Raw genomic sequence first — 22,636 nt, forward strand, 5'->3', positions numbered from 1 at the left:
TGCCGAATGAATCATACTGATCTTAGCCAATCAACGTTTGATAACAAACCCAAATTCAAATTGGGTGTTGTGGTAAATCCCTTTGCCGGCATAGGCGGAGCACTCGCGCTTAAAGGCAGCGACGGTGCAGAAATTCGCGAAAAAGCACTGGCTATGGGAGCAGAGAAAAAAGCCAACGAAAAAATGGCGAAAGCGCTCAGCATTCTAGAAGCCTTATCTGGGCAATTTACCGTCGTGACAGCATCGGGCGATATGGGTGAAACAATCTGTGAATCTCTAGGTATTCCTTATGAGGTAATCTACACGGCTGATGCCGTGCAAACCGAGGGCGAAGATTCAGAGCGTGCAGCTAAAGCAATGGTGGACGCCAACGTCGACTTACTGCTTTTTGCCGGTGGCGACGGCACAGCCCGTAATATCTGTAGCGTAGTTGGCACACAGGTGCCCGTGCTAGGTGTGCCTGCAGGTTGCAAAATTCACTCTGGCGTTTACTGCGTGTCGCCGTCAGCGGCAGGGCAGGTAGTAAGTCAGATGATCGCAGGCGAGCTTGTGAGTGAAATGGACGCCGAAGTACGTGATATTGACGAAAACGCGTTTCGCGAGGGCAAAGTTATTGCCAAACACTATGGTGAAATGCGCGTACCCGCAGAGCTCACTTACGTTCAAGCAGTAAAAATGGGCGGGAAAGAAGACGAGGCCTTAGTGCTTGACGACATTGCCGCTTACGTTGGTGAAATTATTGACGATGAGCCTGATACCTATTTTGTCATGGGATCCGGCTCCACCGTAGGTGCGGTCATGGACTTTCTTGGCCTAGAAAATACCTTGTTAGGTGTGGATGTGGTTAAACAAGGTGAGCTAATCGCAAGTGACGTTACTGCGAGCGAACTGATTGCGCTGACTCATGACAAGCCCACCAAAGTCATTTTGACGGTGATCGGTGGTCAGGGTCACATATTAGGTCGCGGAAATCAGCAGCTTAGCCCTGCTTTTATCCGTCAAATTGGCAAGCAGAATATGCTCGTTGTTGCCACTAAACAAAAATTACAGGCATTAAACGGTAAGCCGCTTCGCTTAGACTCAAGCGATGCAACGCTAGACGCTGAACTCGCAGGCGCGTTCACGGTTATCACTGGGTATAAAGATAGAGTACTTTGCCAAGCTGTTTAAAGACGTAGTTTGATACAACACGGCACATGTATAGCCATAAAAAATGAGTTTATCTCGAACTAAGATTTGATATTTAAAAACAGGAAGGAGTAAGACGTGTTACCACCTGCTGCAGCACCAGAAAGTGTCGTTAACGCCATCGCAGATATTGAGGCATCGCTTGATGACGTGGTAAATCACGGTAGTGATGACGAATTGTTTATAGCCAGCTACTTGCAAGGTCACTTTGCAGTAGAGGCTCGCCAGTTAGAAATGCAAGAAGATGCTACGGTTGCGATGCTTAATGATAAAATGCTCGAGAGCCTAAATAGCGCATTCGCCAACAACGAATTAGAAAGTGAAGACGCTAAACAAGTTAAAGCGCTTTGGGCACGGCTAGTCGCAATATAATTGCGACTTTCTTCCTTACTTTTCCCCTATCAATTTTTCTTCGTTCGTCGTTTATCCTCTCTTTTACAATCCGTTACAGTTTTCTGCATCGTAACTCTTTATAAACTACCAAATTGATTTATGTTTAGTATTGGCGTAAAGCCGGTTTGTGGTGCCTGGCACATTTTGGTGTTCAGCACAGATAATAAGATTAAGGATGACGAAATGACTGTACTTAAGCATCTCACCAAGCGCTTAAAAGTAAGTGTAGGTGTGCTGGCAGTAAGTAGTACGCTGGTTGGCTCAGCGTTTGCTAAAAACGATATAAATATCGACTACGAAAAGTTCACTACCGATAATGGGTTAACGGTAATTGTTCATGAAGACCGCAAGGCCCCAGTGGTTGCCGTTGCGGTTTGGTATAAGGTGGGTTCAAAAGACGAACCAAACGGCAAATCAGGGTTTGCGCACCTATTTGAACACTTAATGTTTAACGGCACGGAGAACTATGACGATGAATGGTTTGGGCCGTTACAAGAAGCTGGGGCAACAGGATTAAACGGTACCACAAACTTTGACCGTACTAACTATTTCCAAACCGTTCCGACACCTGCACTAGATCGTATTCTCTGGATGGAATCTGATCGCATGGGGCACTTGTTAGGTGCGGTGACACAAGAGAAATTAGACGAACAGCGTGGCGTTGTACAAAATGAAAAACGTCAGGGCGAAGACCAGCCTTACGGAAGCGTATTCACGCATATTTTTGAAGGCTTATTTCCCATAGGGCATCCTTACCATCATACGGTGATTGGCTCGATGGAAGATCTTAACTCCGCATCGTTAGACGACGTTAAAGGCTGGTTTAACCAATATTACGGACCGAATAACGCAATACTGGTGCTAAGCGGCGATATTAACGCAGAAGAAGCCAAACCTATGGTTAACAAGTACTTCGCTGATATTGAGCCGGGCCCAGCACTGTCTAAATGGGAAGCATGGGTACCCAAGCGCAATGCAAATACCCGAGAAGTAATTCAAGACAAGGTGCCACAATCGCGCATTTACCGCCTTTGGGTTTCACCTGAAAATACCTCTTCAACCGCAACAGACTTGTTCATTGCCGCGAGTGTCATGGGCGATGGTAAAAACTCACGCCTTTACAAAGAACTGGTGTACGACCAACAAATTGCTACCAATGCCTCGGTGTTTAACTACGAGCTACAAATGGCGTCTATTTTTGGTGTGACGGTTGACGTAAAAGACGGCGTTGACGTTGCGACAGTGGAAAAAGAAATAGATAAAGTCATTAGCGAGTTTTTGCGTAAAGGTCCAAGCAAAGACGAAGTTAAATTGGTGTCGACTAAGCGACGTGCTTCAATTATTCGCGGGCTTGAAGAGGTTGGGGGCTTTGGCGGTAAAGCCGATACGCTTGCTAGTGGTGAGTTCATTGCTGGCGACCCTAACTACTTCAAAACTGAATTGAGTGAGCTAGGACAGGCTACTCCTAAAGGGGTTAAAGCGGCTGCGAATAAATGGCTAAAAGAAGGGTGGCATCAAATCACGGTTGTTCCGTTTATTGAGCACACAGCATCTACCGAAGGCGTTGACCGCAGCTCTGGCTTGCCTTCAATCGATGCAGAGACTCAACTGAGCTTTCCTGAGGTGACAGAAACAACGCTTTCTAACGGTGTAAAGGTAGTATTTGCAAAACGCTCTACGGTTCCATTGGTGAATGTTGCGGTGCAATTCGACGCAGGTTACGCTGCTGATGCGGGTGGCAAGTTAGGACTTGCGAGCTTCACCACACAGATGCTTGACGAAGGCGCGGGAAAATATGACGCGCTGGAGCTTGCGGCAGAGCTTGAGCAGTTGGGTACTGATTTAAACGCCGGCTCAAACCTAGATACCACCACAGTTACCATGTCAATGTTAACAGAGAACATGGAGCCTTCTTTGGCGCTGATGGGGGATATCTTGAAATCACCAACGTTCAAAGAGGAAGAGATTGAACGTCAACGAGCGCTTATATTAAGTAATATTGCACAGCAAAAAACACGCCCTGTAAGTATTGCGCTTACGTTACTTCCGCCTCTTATTTACGGTGAAGGCCATGCGTACGGTATTCCGTTTACCGGTACCGGAACTGAACAAGACGTACAAGCGATTACGCGAGATGACCTTGTTAACTTTAAAAATACGTGGCTACGCCCAGACAATGCGACAATTTTTGTTGTTGGTGACACCACGTTAGGTGCCATTAAACCCATGCTTGAGAAAGAGTTTGGCAAATGGAAGGTAGAAGGTAGCAAAGGTGCGAAGCAAATTGCTGAAGCGTCAATGCCTGAGCAAGGCCAAGCGATTATTATCGACCGCCCTGGTGCACAACAGTCGCTTATTCTGGCTGCACATTTAGCGCCACCAACAGGGGCTGACAACAATATTGCAATTAATGCCATGAATTTAACCTTAGGTGGTGCTTTTACTGCTCGCGTTAATATGAACCTACGTGAAGATAAAAGCTGGTCTTATGGCGCGTACACCTTCCTGCAAGATGCTAGGGGACAGCGCCCGTTTATGGTTTATGCGCCGGTGCAAACCGATAAAACAGGTCCATCACTGCTTGAGCTTAAGAAAGAGCTTAACGCTTACTTAGGTGAAAAGCCGCCAATGGCGAATGAACTTGAAAGGGCGCGGTTAGACGAAGTTCGCTCTTTGCCAGGTCAATTTGAGACGGCTAACGCGGTATTGTATAGCTTACTGTCGAGTGAAAGATTTAACAGACAATATAGCTACCCAGAGTCTTTGGTCGAGAAATACAACAGCTTGTCTTTAGACGATTTGAGTAACGCGGCGAAAGAAGTGCTGCACCCAGAGAAATTAACCTGGATAATCATCGGAGATGCCGAGAAGATTAAAGCAGAAGTTGAAGCGGCTCAGCTCGGGCCTGTTAGCGTGCAAAGCATGAATTCATTGTAATTGGTAAATAATTAACCAAGAGATAAAGGGCCGATATCATTTTCGGCCCTTTTTTATGTGACAAATGCGTCTTTTGTAGAATAGATTGCGTTCAATAGATGCTTTATGGTTAAGAAAGTTTAATTTGATGTCTTGATTCTACTTTGAAGAATGCCTTCTTTGCGAGCATAACAAATCCTGTACTTGCACCAGTGCGCTTGTTTGCAATAGCTCTTCTCTGCCTGTTTTATATTCCCTGTGTTTATCCATCTAATGCAGACAAGCTGATGAATGAGTATTCGGTTGAGCTTTTAACTGCCGAAGATGGCTTCGTCTCATCAGAGATTTATTCTATTATCCAAGATCGCCAAGGCTTTTTGTGGTTTGGTACTGCCGAAAACGGTGTAATGCGTTACGACGGTCGTAGAGTTACGTTGTTTGAGTCTGACAGCGATCCTAGCCAAGGGCTATCACACAACGACGCTGGCAATTTGATGTTGGATACAGAGGGCAATATATGGATTGGAACGTGGGGAGGTGGAGTTAACAAGTACGACCCAACAACAGGTCGCTATTCTCGTTACTTGAATGATCCAGACGACCCTCGCTCCATATCTTCAAACCGAATCCAATCACTCTTCCACGATAAAACAGGCCAAATTTGGCTAGGTTCGTATGATCAAGGTTTAAATCGTTTTCTAGGAAATGGGGAATTCGAAAGGGTTCAGAAGAAAAGCAATGAGGACCACAGTCTGTCTCATAATCGCATTTGGGACATTATGGATAATAATGACAACAGCCTGTGGGTAGCCACCAGTTTTGGCTTGAACTTGCTAGACAAAAGAACTCTCACCGCCAAACACTTCTTTCCCGACCCTGATAATCGTACTGCAACAGGAGCCAATGAAATACGTAGCTTGCTGCGTACGTCGTCAAGCCAATTCTATGTGGCGACTCAGGAAGGCCCTTTTCTTTTCTTTCCAAGTTCAGGCGTGTTCCTTGCACAAACTACGCGAGACGGCAAAGCATTAGGCCAAGTGAACTCAATGATTGAAGATCACGAAGGGTGCATTTGGTTTGTGACCACCACGGGTCTTTATAGACATACAGGTGAGGGAAATTACGTAGAGAAGATGGACTTCGGCTATGACAACGGACTTCGCATAATATATGAAGACCACACTAAAACAAAATGGGTAACCAGTGAAGTTCACGGCATATTTAAACTATCTCCTCGCCGTAAAATCAAGCAGATCAACAGTGACTCATTAGTTTCACCCAGTGGCATTGAGCTAGATACTTTCAAAAATAGTGGCGATGTATTGATTGCTACTGCAAATGCTGAAATTTATACGTGGAAAGTGAAAGAGCAAATACTCCAAAAGGAATTCGACTCGGTATTTAAAGAAGACAGTGAATATTCAAATAGGGGAGTTATAGAACGACCTATTATTGTCCCCGATGAACACGGCAATATTTGGGTGGCACAAGACAACTTTATTGCACGTGTTAACAGAAAGAGTGGAAATGTAAGTCGCTTAGAATATCCCAGAGAAGACAGCAAGTATCGCCAATTCAGAGAATTCAGAGCGTTAGCGTTAGATAACGAAGGCAATGTATGGATAGGTACCTACAAGCATGGTGTTTATATATACAACGTGCAATCTGGCGTCTTTAGGCATCTTTCAACGACTGACGGTTTAGCCCACCCAGAGATTCACGCCATTGTAAATGACTCTCAAGGAAATATGTGGATTGGCACTGGAAGTGGCGTAAATTTATGGTCCATTCAGGACAATACTTTCACTCAGATTGAGTACAATAAAGATCACAATGCAGGTCTGTTGGGCAGCATTGTCGAAGATATTCATGAGACCAAAAACGGCCAAATTTGGATTGCAACCCAACGGGGGTTGAACCTTTATAAGCCCGAATCGAAATCCTTCGAGTGGTTTGGGGAGCAGAAAGGGTTGCCCGCTACCTTAGTAAGAGCGATTGCAGACGGCGACGAGGGCCAGCTCTGGCTTACCACGAATAAAGGGATCTTTCTTTTTAATCCGGCTACTGAAAGTGCCATTAATTACACTAGCACTGCCGGGGCTGTAAGTCAGAATTTCTATTCAAACAGTTTACTTAGAGCCACTAACAACTCGTTCTTTACCAGTAGCCAGCGAGGTATTGAATACTTTGAGTATGTGCCAGGACAGTCTGAGTTGGTCGATTCTAAAATTGTGCTAACTGGCTTCAACAAAATGGGCGAAGCAGTAAGCCTTGATAAGCCACTATCCTACGTTACGGATATTAATCTTTCCTACGAAGACTATTTCTTCTCATTAGACTTTGCTCTTCTAGACTTCTCTGATCCCAAGCGTTCGCATTTTTCCTACAAATTAGAAGGATACGATGAACAGTGGATTGATATCGGAAATCACAACAACGTTTCATTTACTAACCTAAATGGCGGCACCTATACATTGCTGGTCAAAGCAATGAAGCCCAATGGTGAATGGGGCAGTGAAGTCATGTCGGTTAATTTGCATGTAGCAGCAGCTCCTTGGAAAACATGGTGGGCATACAGCATTTACATTGCGTTTTTACTCGGCATTGTTCTGATGATCATTTATTTAAGAACCCACTTACAGCAAACAGAAATTACCAAGCAGAAGCGCTTTGTTCAGGCGCTAGAGCAACAAGTTTCAGAAAAAACAGCTTCGTTGAAAGCACAGGCCAACGATTTGAAAAAGGCGCTGGAACAAGCCGAAGAAGCAACCAAGTTGAAGTCTGAATTCCTTGCAAATATGAGCCATGAAATTAGAACGCCAATGAACGGCGTGATAGGGATGCTGGGTCTGCTTAAGAAAAGCAACCTAACTACTGAGCAATCACAGCGCGTCAACATCGCAAGCTCAAGCGCTAATTCTCTACTGGCCCTGATTAATGATATTTTGGATTTCTCTAAAATAGAAGCGGATAAGCTCGAGATTGAGTCCGTTGAATTTGATGTAAGGGAATTAATTGAAAGCATTGCTCAATCGGTTGCGCATTTAGCGCAAGAAAAAGGGCTGGATGTTGTTGTAGATTTGTCAAAGGTCAGTGAGTCGAAAATAAACTCAGACCCCAGCCGAATTCAACAAATCCTCACAAACCTTTTAAGCAACGCCGTTAAATTTACCGAGCAGGGAGAGCTCTCTGTCACGGCAGAATTGCTTCCTACTAACAATCAGAATACTGCGCTTATGCATATTGCGGTGGCAGATACGGGCATTGGTATTCCCGCGTCAAAACTACCTCACTTGTTCGATGCGTTTACACAGGTCGACGCTTCTACAACTAGACGCTATGGCGGAACAGGGCTTGGGTTGAGCATTACCAAAAAGCTATGCCAATTGTTAGGAGGAGACATAAGTGTTACCACCGAGCTTGGCAAAGGCAGCCGTTTTGATGTGACATGCGAAATTCGCTACGCCGAGCAACGCAACGCTGTGCGCCCTAAGCTTGCTAAACAAGACATGTGTTGCCTGATTATTGACGACAATGCTTCAACAAGACGTGCCATGCAAAGCCAGCTGAAACTTTGGGGAGTGCTTACGCTGACCGCATCTTCGATTGAGGAAGCGATTAGCTTATATTTGAAAGACAGCGAGCAAGAGATACCGGCAATACCCATTGATGTTGTATTTCTGGAGAAAGCAGAAGAGGAAGAGTTTTCACAACACTTCGGCCAGATACTTTTAGATAACCCCAGAACAAAACATACGCGTTTGGTATTAATGACACAGCTAAGCGACATGGAGAGCTCTGTTGTCTATGGCGGAATAGACGTTGATGAGAGTCTTCCTAAGCCACTGACCTCTTCAGATTTAATTCGAATTGTAGAGGAATCAGTAAATACATCTGACTATGAAGCTAAACCACGCTTTAGAAAACGCGAGGATGATCCGGTTCATATTATCGAAGGCAACACTCAGCACGTTCAATCACCTGAAGAAAACGCAAAATCCACCTCTGATGACAATGCTTATCGAATCTTGTTAGTAGAAGACAATGCCATTAATCAAATAGTGGCCACCAATGTTCTAGAAAGCGAAGGGTATGTGGTTGACGTTGCCAACAACGGTGTAGAAGCGTTAGAACTGTTAAAAAGCAGCAAGCTAAAGGCGCATTACAGCGCAATTGTCATGGATTGCCAAATGCCGGAAATGGACGGGTTCGAAGCAACCAAGCTTATTCGCTATGGTTCAGCCGGCGAAGTTTACAAACGTGTACCCATCATAGCGATGACGGCGAATGCTATGCAGGGCGACAAAGATATGTGTATGAAAGCCGGTATGGATGATTTCCTCACCAAACCCATAGAGCACAATAAAGTAACTTCAACATTACAGCACTGGCTCAACAAAGTTAATTAGACCCTCGCCAACGAGGAAATAAACGCGTTAATATGCAACAAGTTTTTAACATGTTGTGAGAGCGTTAATGCTAAACCGAGCATCAAAACCCTTCGTCAAACTCGTCGAACGATATCTTCCTGACCCCTACATTTTCGTTTTATTACTCACCCTAATTACGTTTGCGTTTGCAGTGGTCATTCAAAATCAGTCTCCACTTACAACTATTCAACAGTGGGGTGACGGATTTTGGGGGCTGCTCACATTTTCAATGCAAATGCTCTTGGTGCTAGTCACTGGGTTTATGTTGGCATGCACGCCATTAGTAAAAGCCTTACTTGAAAGGCTTGCGAGCTTAGCAAAAAGCCCTGGGAGCGCCATTGTGCTGGTCACGTTGGTGTCGCTTATCGCAAGCTGGATAAACTGGGGCTTTGGTCTTGTTGTAGGCGCGTTGTTCGCTAAAGCCTTAGCAAGAAAAGTGTCGGTTGATTATCGGTTATTGGTGGCAAGCGCGTACTCAGGCTTTATTGTATGGCATGGCGGTTTAGCGGGCTCTGTGCCCTTAACTATTGCAACGCCGGGACATTTTTCAGAAGCACAAATTGGCGTAGTTGGCACTGGAGAGACTATTTTCAGTGGATTTAACTTGCTGTTATTAGCAATCATGTTCGTGATTATTCCTCTTGTTAATCGTTTAATGTTACCGCCTGAATCTGAAAGCATTATTGTCGATAGCGCCAAGCTAAAAGACGACACTTTGCCTTCGGCAACAAACGAGCGGCCTGCCGACAAACTTGAAAACAGCAAGGTGCTTGGGTTACTCCTAGGCTTTGCAGGGCTTGCTTATCTCACTAACTACTTTGTTTCAGGGGGCGGACTTAATCTCAATATCGTTAATACGCTATTTCTCTTTCTCGCTATTGTCCTTCACGGTACACCACGCAATGTACTGCACAGCCTGCAGCAAGCCGTTCAGGGCGGTAGTGGTATTGTTATACAGTTCCCATTTTATGCGGGGATCATGGCGGTAATGGTTCAATCAGGGTTGGCCCAAACCATGTCAGAGTGGCTGATTAGCTTTGCATCTGCAGAGTCGTTGCCAGTATGGAGTTTTATTAGCGCAGGCATTGTTAATATTTTTGTGCCGTCGGGTGGAGGGCAGTGGGCAGTGCAAGCCCCAGTAATCTTGCCGGCTGCTGCTGAACTTGGAGCCGAAATAAATAGAGTTGCCATGGCGGTAGCGTGGGGTGATGCGTGGACCAATTTGATTCAGCCATTTTGGGCGCTACCCGTACTTGCCATAGCTGGCCTGAAAGCCAAAGACATTATGGGCTTTTGCTTAGTTCAGCTTATCGTAACCGGTGTCATTATTTCCTTGGTATTGCGGTTTGTGTGAGGATTTAGAGAGCAATTTAACGCCGTCAAACAAGGCGAATAGAGCCGAATATGAAGCCACAACTTAAATACAAGCGGTGTGAATGATGCATTTAGACGAAGAAAAGGTAGGGTTGTTGATCGTAGATGTTCAGGGCGCGCTGGCTCGAAAAGTCAATGATAGCCAGACAATGATCTGCAAAACAGTAAAGCTAATACAGTGTTGTAAATTGCTCAATATTCCCGTAGTTGTACTTGAGCAAAATCCTGATGGCTTGGGGAAAACGGTCCCTGAAATTGAAACTCATGTCGCAAGCGATCCTCATTTTAAGAAATTTACTTTTAACGCTGTAGCGGGTACTGACCAGTGTTCGTCCGAAATACTGGCGTACATTGGTGAAATGGAATTAAGTCGATGGCTGGTTGTAGGAATTGAAGCGCACGTATGCGTTTATCAAACGGTAACGGGTTTATTGGAAAATAATCACACTGTGGAAGTAATACAGGACTGCATTTCTTCAAGAGAGTCTTCAAATGCTGTGCTCGCCATCCAAAATATGCGTGAGCAGGGCGCACGGATCAGCAGTTTTGAGATGACACTTTTTGGCCTTTTAAAATCATGCCAACATCCAAAATTCCGAGAAGTGTTAGCGCTCATCAAATAGTCGAACAACGTGATGAGCGAAACAAGTCGGAGCTAAGCGAATGCGGTTTCTATCGATACAATGTCAATACCACGCACTTGCATAGAATCCAGCGCCAATAGATGACCAATGGCGTCACGCGTGCAGGTGCAAGGTTCAATGACTTTGGGGGAATACTTGGCAGCAGCTGGTGATAATGCTGTGTGAGTTACGCAGTTGTGCGTCATCATACCTGCAAGAAGAATTTCATCCACGTCCAATGACTGTAAGGTTTCTTCTAAATTGGTGTTCTCAAAACAATCGGCGTGTTGCTTTGTGATGATGGGCGCATCCGGGGCAGCGGCTATCACCTCTTTATGAATTTCAGCGCCATGAGATCCTTCATAGAAAAACAACCCTTCTCCAGCCTCAACAGGCACAAGGTGCTGTATGTGAATAATCGGAATGCTCTTTTCCTTTGCAATAGCCATCGCTTTAAGTGTTTCTTGCATCGCAAGCTCTGGTTTGTGTAAAGGATACTTCCCTTCAGGAAAGTAATCGTTTTGAATATCTATAACAACAAGTGCTTGTTTAACCACGGTCTTACCCTCTTTTTCCAAGATATAGTCTCTAGCACGGTTTAAGTTGTGCTTACTCGATATTGACTATTTTGCAGATTTTCACGTGTAATAGAGAGTGACGATAATGACAAAAAGCGCGCCAAATGCGACAGCGTTCACAGAACGACAATGAAACGATGAAAGAAATAAAAATAGCAGTAATAAACTATCAAACCGCAAGCCAATCTGCGCTTTACGGCATCGTTGAGATGTTAGAGTTAGCAAATACGATGTGTGAGCAAATCAACGCTGATGTGGCATTTAGCGCGAGTATTTACAAAGCGGAACAGTTGAATTCAAATGCACTGGTTGATGTCGTCATATTGCCGCCAAGCATGAGTGAAACATTTTTTGAGCATGACTTCACATCACTTATCAACTATATGGAAGTCATGCAGTCCCAAGGTGCGTTGCTCGCATCTGCTTGCGTAGGTGCATTTATTCTTGGCAAAGGGGGCTTTTTAGATAACAAAGTGTGTACTACACACTGGCGAATTGCCGATCACTTCATGGCAACCTTTCCCACAGCAAAACTAGATGCTAAGGCTATCGTGGTAAACGGGGAGGGCGTAATAACAGCTGGCGGGAGAATGGCGTGGATTGATCTTGTGTTTGAAATCATATCGACCTTAAGTTCACCCACCATTGCCTTGAATCTTTCTAAAGAGATGGTGGTGGATACAGGTTACAGGGAGCAAGGCTTTTATCACCAGTTTTCACCTAAAAAAGATCATGGCGATGCTCTCGTTGTTAAAGCGCAAAATTACTTGGAAAACCATTACAGTCAGCCAATTTCTCTTAGCGATTTAGCCAGCCACACTTTCGTTAGTCAGCGAACCTTACAGCGAAGATTTGCGCAAGCGTTAGGTATGTCAGTCATCGACTATCTGCAGAAGCTGAGACTTCATCATGCTTGTCAGCAAATTGAAGTATCTACGCTTAGCATTGCTGATATTGCATTCAACGTGGGCTATCAAAACGTCAATGCGTTTAGGAAGATATTCCGTAAAGAGTATGGGCTTAGTCCGGTGGAATACCGCAAGCGTTTTGCAATAAATTGATCATATCATTATTTTCATTTTAATTGTTATGTTATAACATTTATTAAATTCGATATTTAAAATGAAACTTAGCGAGTCGTTATGTCAATTCAAACTCAGCTTCCCGTTACCGTACTTTCGGGCTTTCTAGGCGCCGGTAAGACCACGGTTCTAAATTATATTCTGAATAATCGTGATGGATTAAGAGTAGCCGTTATTGTTAACGATATGAGTGAAATCAATATCGATGCTGCTACGGTGAAAAATGAAATTAGCTTTAATCGAGCCGAAGAAAAGCTAGTTGAAATGAGCAATGGCTGTATTTGTTGCACGTTGCGAGAAGATTTGCTTGAAGAGATAGAGCGTTTAGCGCATGAAGGTAAATACGATTATCTGGTAATAGAGTCTACAGGTATTTCGGAGCCTTTGCCTGTAGCTGAGACCTTCACGTTCGCCGATGAAGACGGTAAAAGCTTGTCGGAAATATCACGCCTCGATTCGATGGTTACCGTTGTCGACGCATTGAATTTTCTTAAAGACTATGACGAAGCTAAGTTTCTCAACGAAGTGGGTGAGAGCTTGGGGGAGGAAGACGAGCGAAGCGTGGCAGACTTGTTGGTCGAACAAGTGGAATTTGCTGATATATTGCTAATAAGCAAAACCGACTTAGTCTCTGAACAAGAGTTGGCGCGCCTTAAAAGTATTCTGCAAACCCTTAATACCGAGGCTATTCAAATTCCTATCGAGCATGGAAAAGTGCCCCTCAACAAAGTGCTGAACACAGGGCGGTTTAGCTTCGAGCGTGCTCAGCAGTCGCCCGGTTGGCTGAAAGAAATGCGTGGCGAGCACGTACCAGAGACTGAAGAGTTTGGTATAAGCAGCTTTTCGTACGAAGCGCGACGTCCGTTCGATCCGCAGAAGTTTTATGATTTTATTCATAGTAAAGACATTGCAGGTAAGTTAATTCGTTCAAAAGGCTTCTTCTGGCTGGCAACACGCCCTCAATTAGCGGGTAGCTGGAGCCAAGCTGGCGGTATGGCAAGATACGGGGCTGCTGGGCTGTTTTGGAAAGCCGTACCCAAAGAGCAGTGGCCTGAAGACCCTGAATACCTTAAAGCGATTGAAGAACAATGGATGGAGCCCTTCGGTGACATGCGTCAAGAACTGGTATTCATTGGACAAGGGCTTAATAAAAACGACATTATCGAGCGGTTAGATCGTTGCTTGTTAACAGACGAACAGCTTATTCAAGGCCATCATGTTTGGGCTGAAATGCCTGACCCATTTCCTGCGTGGGAGCACTAATATGCAGGCGTTAAAAGACCACATTACTTCCTTTGAACACAGCGACTCTTGGCGTTCAAGCGCCGATGCTATGGTGTTGGGCGATATCTTTGATAAAGGGATTAGCGTTGCGGTATGGACAAGGCCCGAAACGCCACTCATCTCGCAATATTATGACGACATTTTTAAATCATTAGGAATGGGGATTCGCGGTGTTTTCTCTTTAACATCACTGAAAGAGGAAATCGCAAAGCTTTTACCTGATGGAAGAAATAGTGCCGGGAAGCAGGCTGCCATCGACGATATTTATTTGCTGTCTGACATGCTCACCACGTTATTTGACTGTGACAGTGTGGGCGTAAGGTTAGTGCCCCTTTCATCAGCAATGTGCCCAAGCTTTCATGTGGACAATATTCCTGTTCGGTTGGTGAATACCTATTTGGGCGAAGGTACAGAGTGGCTGCCGAAAGAAAGTGTGGTTACACGCCCAATGATTGGTCTTAACGACGCGAATACGCAAGGGCTTACTAAGAATAGGTTGGGCCAGCACTATCGAGAGAGCAGCGTTAGGCAAATGAACGCGTTTGATGTGGGTTTACTTAAAGGTAAGTCGTGGCAGGGCCATGAAGAATTTGCCGCCGTGCATCGGTCCTGCAAAGTCATACCTGGTACTCATCGCGTGTTACTTACCCTGGATCCCATGTAGTTTTTAAGTTTTTATTGTACCTCACCCTCGGTTACTTCGGCGCTATCACTTTTTCCATGAGTTTTCCCTTGTGATAGCGCTTTTTTCTTTCTCGGTACCTAGCCTCGCTAATATTTTTAAATATTAGCTTTTAAGCTTCCAGCTTTAAGGCTAATTGTCTTACAGGCAAGTGCCACACCTTTTTAGCGAAAACTTGAAAAGCCAAGGTTTTCAACATATACCCTTAAACATTATAGTCTTTCATATTTAACGTATTGTGAATGCTAGGAATGCGTTCTTCTGCATGGTGATTCACATACAGCAGTGTACTTGTGCCAGCCCTAGCCAATATATCAATAAGCTTAAGCGCTTTTTGGCGGTTGAAGTCGTCTAAACCATTGCAAGGTTCATCCAAAATAAGCACGGCGGGGTGCTTAACCATAGAACGTGCAATAAGTACTAATCGCTGGTCACCAAAAGACAGTGACTGAAACGGCGTGTTCTTTTGCTGTTTCAAACCCAGTACTTCAAGCCACTGCTCTGCCACCATGCGCTCCGCTAGCGTGGGGCGAGTGTACAGACCAATACTGTCGTGAAAGCCTGAAATGATAACGTGCTCAACACTTGCATTCACTTTGTACTGCATGTGGAGCGCATTCGACATAATTCCAATGTGCTTTTTAATGTCCCATATGCTCTCGCCTGTGCCACGTTTTATGCCAAACATTGTTAAATCGTTGGTATAACAATGGGAATTATCACCGGTAAACATTTGAAGCAAACAGGTTTTGCCTGACCCATTTGGACCAGTGATCTGCCAATGCTCATTTTTGTTAAGCGTAAAGTTAAGCTTTTCAAATACGGTTCGCTCATCGAAGCGCACGAACCCATCTTTAAGCTGAATTAAGGTATGAGGTAGTGAATCTAACTCACTGTTTTGCTCATTAAGGTTTCGGTCATTGCGATTGGGGTCATCGCCGTGTTTGTCTTTAGCGTTGAGGGCTGAGGGAACATCGATATCATCAGACTCTAGTGCAAACCAGGTGCTTAGTTCTGAGCGCAAACCGTCATAGTTAAGTTTATCTTCAGATTTCCACGTAATAGCCAAGTCATCCATAACAATCAACTGGGCTTGCATATTCTTGGGAATATCTGCGAGTTTGTTGGCGGTAAGTACTAAAGAAGCTTGCTGCTGAGAGACAAGAAAGCGACTAAATGCGCTTATCGCTTCAACATCTAAACCTTCGAAGGGTTCATCAAGCAAAATAATAGAGGCATTACTTAACCATGCCAACATGATAATAATCTTGCGGGTTTCACCTGTTGAAAGTGAAAGAAACCCATTATATAGCAAATGCTCAATTCTAAGCGCAGAGGCGAGTTCGTTGTAATAAGGGTGGTTTTGATAATCCTCATTAGTCTGTGCGAATAGTTCGCGAACCTGTGTTGGCTCAGCTATTACGTCTAAAATATCTGCACTGTCTTTTTGTTTTTCTTCTTCAATTATCGCTTGCTGTTTAAAAACCGATACCTCTGCAACAACCGAAGTACATTCACGACTACCGCTTGCTACCTTCCCATTACCGGCAAGCGCGGAAATTAAGAGTGACTTTCCGCTACTGTTTCTACCTGCAATAAGGAAGTGGGACGGCGCACTTTCAGTACAGAGCGCTAGCGAAAATGCAGGAGTAATGTATTGATTAGGAAGCTTTATTTGAAATTCAGAAAGGTACAGCATTAATGATCGCGAGTGAATATGGAGTAGAACCATTGTGAAGTTTTCTGATTACGTGTCAATGGTGAATAAGACTTTCTGAAGCCAGAACTAGCTGGTAAGTTAGTCTTATAAAGTTAGCGCCACGTTCAATGGCCAGTTAAGGGAATCAAATTGTGGGCAAGGTAGTTATTGTCACAGGTGCTAGTCGTGGTATTGGTGCTGCGACTGCTAAATTGTTGGGAAGTAGTGATTATAAAGTTTGCGTTAATTACCTATCAGATAAAAATGCTGCGGATAGGGTGTGCGCGTCGATAACTGACAACGGAGGCATTGCATTTGCTCATAAAGCCGATGTTTCAGATGAAGCGCAAGTGCTGGACATGTTCGAATATGTAAGGGAACAGTGGGGGGAGGTAACGCATTTGGTTAACAATGTGGGTGTTTTATTTACCAAAACTGAGTTAATTAACGTCAGTGCAGAGCGCTTCACCAAAGTACTTAATACCAATGTGCTTAGCGCATTCTTGTGTTCAAAGGCTTTTGTAAAACAAAGCGTTGCAGGAGGCGCAATCGTTAATGTTTCGTCCATTGCCTCTCGTACTGGTGCTCCTTTTGAATACGTCGACTATGCGACGTCGAAAGGGGCAATGGATTCATTCACCAAAGGGCTTTCATTAGAACTTGCTGCGAAGAACATTCGTGTAAACAGCGTCCGGCCTGGTTTTATTAAAACAGACATTCATGCCGATGGTGGTGAACCTGGCAGAGTAGAACGGTTAAGCTCACAAATTCCTATGCAGCGGGGCGGTACAGCAGATGAAGTCGCACAGGCGATAGCCTGGCTTCTATCACCTCAGTCTTCATATGTTACAGGGTCGTTTATTGATTTAGCGGGTGGGAAGTAAAGCGCGTGATAACACTCAGAGATTTTAAAATGAGCGATGTAGGTAGACTGGTAGATATTTTGAATCAACCGTCGGTCACGCAATTTCTATCGACAAAAATTCCCAGCCCTTATACAAAAGAAGATGCCACATGGTGGATTCAAGAGGGGAGCAAAGAGGGTTTTATAAGAGCTGTAGAGTACGACGGCGAGTTAGTAGGGTGTATTGGTGTTAACCCAGGAAACTTTGAATATGAAAGAGCCGGAGAGGTCGGATACTGGCTTTGTTCATCACATTGGCGAAAAGGGATTATGCGTGACGCGCTGCGCCAAATTATCGCCCTTACTTTCTCAAACACAAGTATAGAGCGCATTTTTGCCTGCGTATTTTCATCCAATCTTGCTTCGCAAAAGCTGCTGTTAGATGCAGGGTTTAAGCAAGAAGCGATATTGCAACGCGCCATTTTTAAAAATGGACGGTTTTACGATAGCCATATTTTTGCCATTTTGAGGTAGCTCTGCGATGGTGACTTTAGTACCCGCAAAGCGCTGAGTGGTTTCCATTGATACGGATTTTTATTTTACTGCTTTATTCGCGGCAACGCCTTCAATCACCCCTGCGGCTGCAAGGTTCATCAATCGACGAAACCTCGGACATTCCAAATGACTTGGTGCTGTGCAAGCAGCTGCATGCTGCAGACCATCACGCATTGCTCCTAATTTTTTAATTGTTTCATCTAATTCGTCCGCTTTTTTAAGTAGTAGATCGCGATCTATATCAGGCTTTGCATCGGTTCCTAATATTCCTGCAATTTCTTCCAGTGAAAAACCAGCTGCGCGGCCTAGTGCGATTAATTCAAGGCGCTCTAAAACGTTTGAGCTAAATACGCGACGTATACCTTGTCGACCAATAGATTTGATAAGGCCTTTTTCTTCATAAAAGCGCAGTGTTGATGCCGACACTCCTGACTTTTTTGCTACTCGAGATATTTCCATACTTGTTACCCATAAAGGCACTTGACTTAAAGTTAACTTGAAGTTGTAGGCTAGCATCTCATGTTAATTGAAACTAGTTATTGAGAGTGAATATGGAAAGTATTGTTTTTATCTTGCTGATAGGTATTGGAGCTACTTTAGTGATGGATTTATGGGCCTTGTTGAGAAAGCAATTGTTTGGTATTGCCCCTACTAATTGGGGCATGGTGGGGCGCTGGATAGGGCACATGAGAAAAGGGCAGTTTCGTCATACTTCTATTTCAAGTGCCCATGCTGTTCACGGGGAAAGTACTATTGGGTGGACAGCCCATTACCTAATTGGAATTGCCTATGCAGCACTGCTTATTTCCATATGCGGAGAATCCTGGTTGTTCGAACCGACGCTAGGTCCAGCAGTGGCGCTCGGTATCGCTACGGTCGTTGCACCGTTCTTTATATTGCAGCCAGGTATGGGCGCTGGTGTTGCCGCATCGAAAACGCCTAACCCTAATACCGCTCGGTTACACAGTATTATTAATCACGTCGTATTTGGCGTTGGGCTGTACCTTTCGGCTTTGTTAATTAGGCTTTTACTATCAATATGGATATAAACGACTAATGATGACTTGAGTGAACTTCAGCTTATAATAGCAATAAAACAGCATGCTTTTATAAGAAGACAGGATGAGAATTTCACTGGAAGAAATAAACAAATCTAACTATGAGCAGGTTTGTGACTTGGATGTGGCGGATGATCAACAAGCGTTTGTAGCGTGCAATATGTGGTCGTTGGTTGAGACTTTCTACAACGATAACCATACCTGCAAAGCCATTTATTGCAACGACCAGCCCGTAGGGTTCTTGATGTGGGTTCAGGAAACGCCAACCAAAGTGTCCATTTGGCGCTTTATGATTGATGAGAGCCATCAGAATAATGGAATTGGCAGACTTGCTTTATCTCAAGCTATCACGCTTATAAAGCAAACTTCTGAGCTCAAACAGATAGAGATATGCTATAACCCCAAGAATCCTGTCGCCAAAGCCTTCTATTCAAGCTTTGGTTTCGAAGAGGTGGGGTTAGATGAAGATGGCGAAGACATGCTTGCTGTTATTGCCATTTAGCCACGACTTAAATTTAAAGCAGCGAAATGCGAGGGATCTCAAGATATGGACGTCATAGATATTAAGACTTTTATTCCAAGCAAAAACTACGACATTTCTAAAGCATTTTATTCTGAGATTGGATTTAATGCAGAGTACGTAAATGAAGACCTAACACTGTTTGAAAATGGTGATTGTCTCTTCTTTCTTCAGCGCTTTTATAATCCTGAATTGGCGAATAACTTTATGCTACAAATATGTGTAGCAGACATTCAGGACGCTTTTGATTTGTGCTCGCGCTCGTTACATAAAACGAAAATTTCATCAATTGAGCAACAACATTGGGGAAGTGTTTTCTATCTATGGGGCCCGTCGGGCGAACTACTTCACATTACCGAATTAGGTAGCTAGCTTTTGCGAAAACGAGGGGCGGAATGACGAATGATGCATACCAATTACACCGTTAAAGAAAGTCCTCCGTCAGCTGAAGACTTTACCAGTCTGAGAAAATTGATTGGATGGAGTAACCCGTGTTTATCGGTTGTTCAAAAAAGTATTGATGCCTCGTTGTTTTGGGCAACAATTTACCTCGACAACAACCTTGTAGGCTGTGGTCGGGTGATTGGCGATGGCGCAATGTATTTTTATATTCAAGACGTCATTATTCATCCAGAACATCAGAATAAAGGCTTGGGATCGAAAATAATGAACACGTTGATTACACATTTGGAGTCTTGCTGCGCACCTGGCGCAACCATTGGCTTGTTGGCTGCGCACGGTAAAGAAAGCTTTTATCTTAAGTTTGGCTTTAAACCTCGCGATGGCCAGAGCTTAGGTTTAGGCATGTGTAGGTTTATTTAGCTACTTGGTCATTAACGCGGCATGAGAGTCCCGGGAGTTCTCAAGTTTTTTTGATCACTTGGCATTGTGATCATTGCCTATTTAATTATCGGCAGCTTTCTGTCCTAAGGCGGCAAGTCGCCTCCGCTTTTCATGCACGGCCTGACGATAAACATCAAGTTCTTTTAACACTGAGAAAGGTATATCTCCTTAAACTAGGCGCTTTACGTCACTTGGTTATCAGCAATTTTATCAATGTAACCTTCAATGTAACGGTCAATGCTGCTTGTAGCCTCTCTTTGGTGTGAATTTTGCAAAAGCATGTTTAAAGGCACTAAAAATGTCGGTTTGCGTAGTAGCTGATCACTGTTTTTCGATGAGTTTTTGCTTCTTTCCGATAGAAATTTGACGTTTTTCACTGGACACGTGTAATGAAAAGTATGACAAAACCTGTCTCTCACGCTTTGCTGACAGAAAATGGTCGCTTAGTCGTGAAAGCCTTGGCATATACCGCGCTTCTCATGGGCTTACTCTCTGGTTGCTCTTCATCTGACGAACCTAAGAGTCAATTTGCGCAAACCGATGCCAGCGACGTATCTGCATTGGGGAATGTGGAATACCATACCTATATGTTGGCAAACGAACTTTTTGCTGATGTGGGTCCAGCACGTCAGTCTCGCTATGCGGTAGTTGGCTTTGTACCTGCTGATACTATGAAATACAGTGCTGGCCATCAACATCCGCTAATGTTGTTGGGCCATCAACTTGAACAAGGAATGATTACTGAGGCCACGAAAAGAGGCTTTTCTACTCAAGAATTTAAGCTTTCGAACGATATAATTGTTAGTAACGAGAGCGACAGAGTATTAACCCGCGATATCGACCAGCTTTCCAACATTGAGCGCGTCGATTTTTATATTACCGGCACCATGGTTTACCAAGAGTCTGGCGCGGTGGTTAACGCTCGAATTATCAACGCTAGAAATAAAAACATTGTCGCAGCAGCAACACGCTTTTTCCCTGCCGAACTGTTTTGGCGCGAAGAACAAGTAACCACCAGAAACGGCAAGTTATACAGAACTGAAGGTACGAGGTAACCCCATGAAAAGACGAAATCAATACGCGGCGCTTTCGCTTTGTGCTTCACTGCTAAGCGTCAGCGGGTGTTCTATGATGATGGGGGAAGAAGAGGTAGCCGAACAAGCGCCTCAGCGCCCGGCCATGAACGTGATTGATATTACTGCCGCCGACCGCGCTCCCTCAAACCCAGTTGAAAATACCAGTGATACCCAGTCTCAGGGTATGGACGCGTACGGCGCTATCGGTCAACCTCCTTTGTATTCGAGCGTACAGGGCGCGTATAAAGGTCGACCTCTAACCAAGCATATTGGCGACTATGTGAAGAACATGGCGCAAGACTTAATTGCCAATATGGAATATGTGAATAACAAGACACCTATTGGTGTAACCCATTTCGCACTACTAGATACTGACTTGCAGAAAACAGATTTGCTTGGCCGTCAGATGGCGGAATCTTTTGTTCACGAACTGCATAAATTCCGCGTGCCGGTTATCGACTTCAAAGCCACCGAGTATATTCGCATTACTGACGATGGCGATTTTGTATTAAGCCGAGACTATCTGGAATTGAGCAGCAGCCTTCCTATTGAATACGTGTTAACCGGAACGATGACAAAGCACCAAGGTGGCGTGTTAGTTAACGCTCGTATTTTGGGCATGGAGTCGCGCGCAGTTGTGGCAACTGCGCAAATGTTAGTGCCGTTCTACGTAGTAGATGCACTTATTCCAAGTGACGGTAGCCAGCAAAACGGTATGCGCGATGGCGTTAAGCTAAGTCGCGGCTAGGAGTTTCAGCATGGTGTTTACAAAGAAGCTTGTGTCAAGCAGTTGGGCAGCCGTTGGCGTAATGCTGAGTGTATGTATGACAGGGTGCACTAGCACAGAGTCTATTGGCTCATTTTGGTTAGGTGAAGACGGTGAAATTACTCATCACGCCGAGCCAGTGCCTGTACCAAGCCGCTCAGGGCTGGAGTACACACCAGATTCTCGCGATAGACAATATCAACAGCACGTGGAAGTCGAACCCGGCTATAAAGACCCACTACATCATGGCTATTCACCTTCACAAACGCATAAGCGCTTAAATGATTACGCCTCGCAACTTGCGATGGAGTTAATGGACAATGCAACCCGTCTTACGCAGCAAGATATGGTGGGTGTGGCGAGCTTTGTGAGGCTTAATCAGTCGTTGAGCGACAGCACCGTGTTAGGCAATCAGCTTTCAGAGTATCTAATAGCCGAGCTACAAGACTTTGGGTTAGCGGTTGTCGACTTTAAGCTTGCAGGTGGCATTACCGTAACGCCAATTGGCGATTTCGTACTTACTCGAGATGGTACTGCACTCGCTAAACAGGTTGAAATGGACCATGTTGTAACAGGCACTATCATTGAAGATGACAGAGGCGTCCGCGTAAACGCCCGTATCGTGTCGCTGGAAAATAAACAAGTGGTGGCAAGCGCCAACGTATACATTCCTGCGTTTATCGTGATGGATTTAAATAAAATGGCTAGCGTAAACTAGCCATTTA

Annotated in this window: 21 protein-coding genes; 18 read left to right on the plus strand and 3 right to left on the minus strand. The window is 44.5% G+C overall.

Features of this window, described 5'->3' with window-relative positions:
- Positions 1–6: 6 nt before the first annotated feature.
- The 6 genes from MHN00_RS16305 to MHN00_RS16330 all read left to right on the plus strand — a co-directional run bounded on the left by MHN00_RS16305 (position 7) and on the right by MHN00_RS16330 (position 10,924).
- A complete protein-coding gene (locus MHN00_RS16305) occupies positions 7–1,170 on the plus strand; it encodes an ATP-NAD kinase family protein (RefSeq protein ID WP_239301799.1) in 1,164 nt (387 codons plus the stop codon).
- 96 nt (positions 1,171–1,266) lie between these two features.
- Positions 1,267–1,560 (plus strand): YfcL family protein, encoded by a 294-nt coding sequence (locus tag MHN00_RS16310; protein WP_014949976.1) that lies wholly within the window; start codon positions 1,267–1,269, stop codon positions 1,558–1,560.
- Positions 1,561–1,764: 204 nt separating this feature from the next.
- Positions 1,765–4,518 carry a pitrilysin family protein gene (locus MHN00_RS16315; protein ID WP_239301800.1) on the plus strand — a complete coding sequence of 918 codons (2,754 nt, stop codon included), beginning with the start codon at positions 1,765–1,767 and terminating at the stop codon, positions 4,516–4,518.
- 266 nt (positions 4,519–4,784) lie between these two features.
- Positions 4,785–8,906: a hybrid sensor histidine kinase/response regulator gene (locus MHN00_RS16320; RefSeq protein WP_239301801.1), complete on the plus strand. Its 4,122-nt coding sequence runs from the start codon at positions 4,785–4,787 to the stop codon at positions 8,904–8,906.
- 67 nt (positions 8,907–8,973) lie between these two features.
- Positions 8,974–10,281 (plus strand): TIGR00366 family protein, encoded by a 1,308-nt coding sequence (locus MHN00_RS16325; protein WP_239301802.1) that lies wholly within the window; start codon positions 8,974–8,976, stop codon positions 10,279–10,281.
- An 82-nt stretch (positions 10,282–10,363) separates the two neighbouring features.
- Positions 10,364–10,924, plus strand: a complete 561-nt coding sequence (locus tag MHN00_RS16330) for an isochorismatase family protein (protein ID WP_239301803.1) — start codon at positions 10,364–10,366, stop codon at positions 10,922–10,924.
- 32 nt (positions 10,925–10,956) lie between these two features.
- On the opposite strand, the gene MHN00_RS16335 is transcribed toward MHN00_RS16330, so the two are convergent.
- On the minus strand, positions 10,957–11,481 hold the full coding sequence (locus MHN00_RS16335; RefSeq protein ID WP_239301805.1) for a cysteine hydrolase family protein: 525 nt from the start codon (positions 11,479–11,481) through the stop codon (positions 10,957–10,959).
- A gap of 125 nt (positions 11,482–11,606) precedes the next feature.
- Between MHN00_RS16335 and MHN00_RS16340 the strand changes: the two genes are divergently transcribed.
- The 3 genes from MHN00_RS16340 to MHN00_RS16350 all read left to right on the plus strand — a co-directional run bounded on the left by MHN00_RS16340 (position 11,607) and on the right by MHN00_RS16350 (position 14,532).
- Entirely contained in the window at positions 11,607–12,563 is a 957-nt protein-coding gene (locus tag MHN00_RS16340) for a helix-turn-helix domain-containing protein (protein ID WP_239301807.1), read from the plus strand.
- Between the two features lie 81 nt (positions 12,564–12,644).
- The gene (gene zigA, locus MHN00_RS16345; protein ID WP_239301809.1) at positions 12,645–13,847 is read left to right on the plus strand and encodes a zinc metallochaperone GTPase ZigA; all 1,203 of its coding nucleotides are present in this window, start codon (positions 12,645–12,647) and stop codon (positions 13,845–13,847) included.
- 1 nt (position 13,848) lies between these two features.
- Complete coding sequence (locus tag MHN00_RS16350; protein ID WP_239301811.1) at positions 13,849–14,532, plus strand: DUF1826 domain-containing protein; 684 nt, start codon at positions 13,849–13,851, stop codon at positions 14,530–14,532.
- Between the two features lie 223 nt (positions 14,533–14,755).
- Here MHN00_RS16350 and MHN00_RS16355 read toward each other — a convergent pair whose 3' ends face one another.
- On the minus strand, positions 14,756–16,282 hold the full coding sequence (locus tag MHN00_RS16355) for an ATP-binding cassette domain-containing protein (protein WP_343213225.1): 1,527 nt from the start codon (positions 16,280–16,282) through the stop codon (positions 14,756–14,758).
- Between the two features lie 119 nt (positions 16,283–16,401).
- On the opposite strand from MHN00_RS16355, the gene MHN00_RS16360 reads away from it, so the two are divergent.
- Together MHN00_RS16360 and MHN00_RS16365 are read left to right on the plus strand one after the other, a co-directional pair.
- Positions 16,402–17,133 (plus strand): SDR family oxidoreductase, encoded by a 732-nt coding sequence (locus MHN00_RS16360; protein WP_239301815.1) that lies wholly within the window; start codon positions 16,402–16,404, stop codon positions 17,131–17,133.
- Between the two features lie 5 nt (positions 17,134–17,138).
- A complete protein-coding gene (locus tag MHN00_RS16365; protein ID WP_075177498.1) occupies positions 17,139–17,627 on the plus strand; it encodes a GNAT family protein in 489 nt (162 codons plus the stop codon).
- A 60-nt stretch (positions 17,628–17,687) separates the two neighbouring features.
- Here MHN00_RS16365 and MHN00_RS16370 read toward each other — a convergent pair whose 3' ends face one another.
- A complete protein-coding gene (locus MHN00_RS16370) occupies positions 17,688–18,107 on the minus strand; it encodes a helix-turn-helix domain-containing protein (protein ID WP_039225572.1) in 420 nt (139 codons plus the stop codon).
- Positions 18,108–18,199: 92 nt separating this feature from the next.
- Here MHN00_RS16370 and MHN00_RS16375 point away from each other — a divergent pair, with 92 nt between their 5' ends.
- From MHN00_RS16375 to MHN00_RS16405, 7 genes are all read left to right on the plus strand, one after another.
- Positions 18,200–18,697, plus strand: a complete 498-nt coding sequence (locus MHN00_RS16375; protein ID WP_239301817.1) for a DUF2938 domain-containing protein — start codon at positions 18,200–18,202, stop codon at positions 18,695–18,697.
- Positions 18,698–18,770: 73 nt separating this feature from the next.
- Entirely contained in the window at positions 18,771–19,208 is a 438-nt protein-coding gene (locus tag MHN00_RS16380; protein ID WP_239301819.1) for a GNAT family N-acetyltransferase, read from the plus strand.
- 45 nt (positions 19,209–19,253) lie between these two features.
- Complete coding sequence (locus tag MHN00_RS16385) at positions 19,254–19,598, plus strand: lactoylglutathione lyase (RefSeq protein WP_039225261.1); 345 nt, start codon at positions 19,254–19,256, stop codon at positions 19,596–19,598.
- 30 nt (positions 19,599–19,628) lie between these two features.
- The gene (locus tag MHN00_RS16390) at positions 19,629–20,048 is read left to right on the plus strand and encodes a GNAT family N-acetyltransferase (protein WP_239301820.1); all 420 of its coding nucleotides are present in this window, start codon (positions 19,629–19,631) and stop codon (positions 20,046–20,048) included.
- A 410-nt stretch (positions 20,049–20,458) separates the two neighbouring features.
- Positions 20,459–21,124, plus strand: a complete 666-nt coding sequence (locus MHN00_RS16395; RefSeq protein WP_014949958.1) for a FlgO family outer membrane protein — start codon at positions 20,459–20,461, stop codon at positions 21,122–21,124.
- A 4-nt stretch (positions 21,125–21,128) separates the two neighbouring features.
- Entirely contained in the window at positions 21,129–21,893 is a 765-nt protein-coding gene (locus tag MHN00_RS16400) for a FlgO family outer membrane protein (RefSeq protein WP_239301821.1), read from the plus strand.
- Positions 21,894–21,903: 10 nt separating this feature from the next.
- Complete coding sequence (locus MHN00_RS16405) at positions 21,904–22,629, plus strand: FlgO family outer membrane protein (RefSeq protein ID WP_049587774.1); 726 nt, start codon at positions 21,904–21,906, stop codon at positions 22,627–22,629.
- The last annotated feature ends 7 nt before the right edge of the window (positions 22,630–22,636 follow it).

This window comes from Alteromonas sp. Cnat2-8 (genome assembly GCF_022348355.1).
GTDB lineage: Bacteria > Pseudomonadota > Gammaproteobacteria > Enterobacterales > Alteromonadaceae > Alteromonas > Alteromonas macleodii.

Bases quoted from the DNA above. Each gene is read 5' to 3' on its own strand.
- MHN00_RS16305 (WP_239301799.1), top strand. From the start codon at position 7: ATGAATCATACTGATCTTAGCCAATCAACGTTTGATAACAAACCCAAA.
- MHN00_RS16315 (WP_239301800.1), top strand. From the start codon at position 1,765: ATGACTGTACTTAAGCATCTCACCAAGCGCTTAAAAGTAAGTGTAGGT.
- MHN00_RS16320 (WP_239301801.1), top strand. From the start codon at position 4,785: ATGAATGAGTATTCGGTTGAGCTTTTAACTGCCGAAGATGGCTTCGTC.
- MHN00_RS16325 (WP_239301802.1), top strand. From the start codon at position 8,974: ATGCTAAACCGAGCATCAAAACCCTTCGTCAAACTCGTCGAACGATAT.
- MHN00_RS16330 (WP_239301803.1), top strand. From the start codon at position 10,364: ATGATGCATTTAGACGAAGAAAAGGTAGGGTTGTTGATCGTAGATGTT.
- MHN00_RS16340 (WP_239301807.1), top strand. From the start codon at position 11,607: ATGCGACAGCGTTCACAGAACGACAATGAAACGATGAAAGAAATAAAA.
- zigA (WP_239301809.1), top strand. From the start codon at position 12,645: ATGTCAATTCAAACTCAGCTTCCCGTTACCGTACTTTCGGGCTTTCTA.
- MHN00_RS16350 (WP_239301811.1), top strand. From the start codon at position 13,849: ATGCAGGCGTTAAAAGACCACATTACTTCCTTTGAACACAGCGACTCT.
- MHN00_RS16355 (WP_343213225.1), bottom strand. From the start codon at position 16,282: ATGGTTCTACTCCATATTCACTCGCGATCATTAATGCTGTACCTTTCT.
- MHN00_RS16370 (WP_039225572.1), bottom strand. From the start codon at position 18,107: ATGGAAATATCTCGAGTAGCAAAAAAGTCAGGAGTGTCGGCATCAACA.
- MHN00_RS16375 (WP_239301817.1), top strand. From the start codon at position 18,200: ATGGAAAGTATTGTTTTTATCTTGCTGATAGGTATTGGAGCTACTTTA.
- MHN00_RS16380 (WP_239301819.1), top strand. From the start codon at position 18,771: ATGAGAATTTCACTGGAAGAAATAAACAAATCTAACTATGAGCAGGTT.
- MHN00_RS16385 (WP_039225261.1), top strand. From the start codon at position 19,254: ATGGACGTCATAGATATTAAGACTTTTATTCCAAGCAAAAACTACGAC.
- MHN00_RS16390 (WP_239301820.1), top strand. From the start codon at position 19,629: ATGATGCATACCAATTACACCGTTAAAGAAAGTCCTCCGTCAGCTGAA.
- MHN00_RS16395 (WP_014949958.1), top strand. From the start codon at position 20,459: ATGAAAAGTATGACAAAACCTGTCTCTCACGCTTTGCTGACAGAAAAT.
- MHN00_RS16400 (WP_239301821.1), top strand. From the start codon at position 21,129: ATGAAAAGACGAAATCAATACGCGGCGCTTTCGCTTTGTGCTTCACTG.
- MHN00_RS16405 (WP_049587774.1), top strand. From the start codon at position 21,904: ATGGTGTTTACAAAGAAGCTTGTGTCAAGCAGTTGGGCAGCCGTTGGC.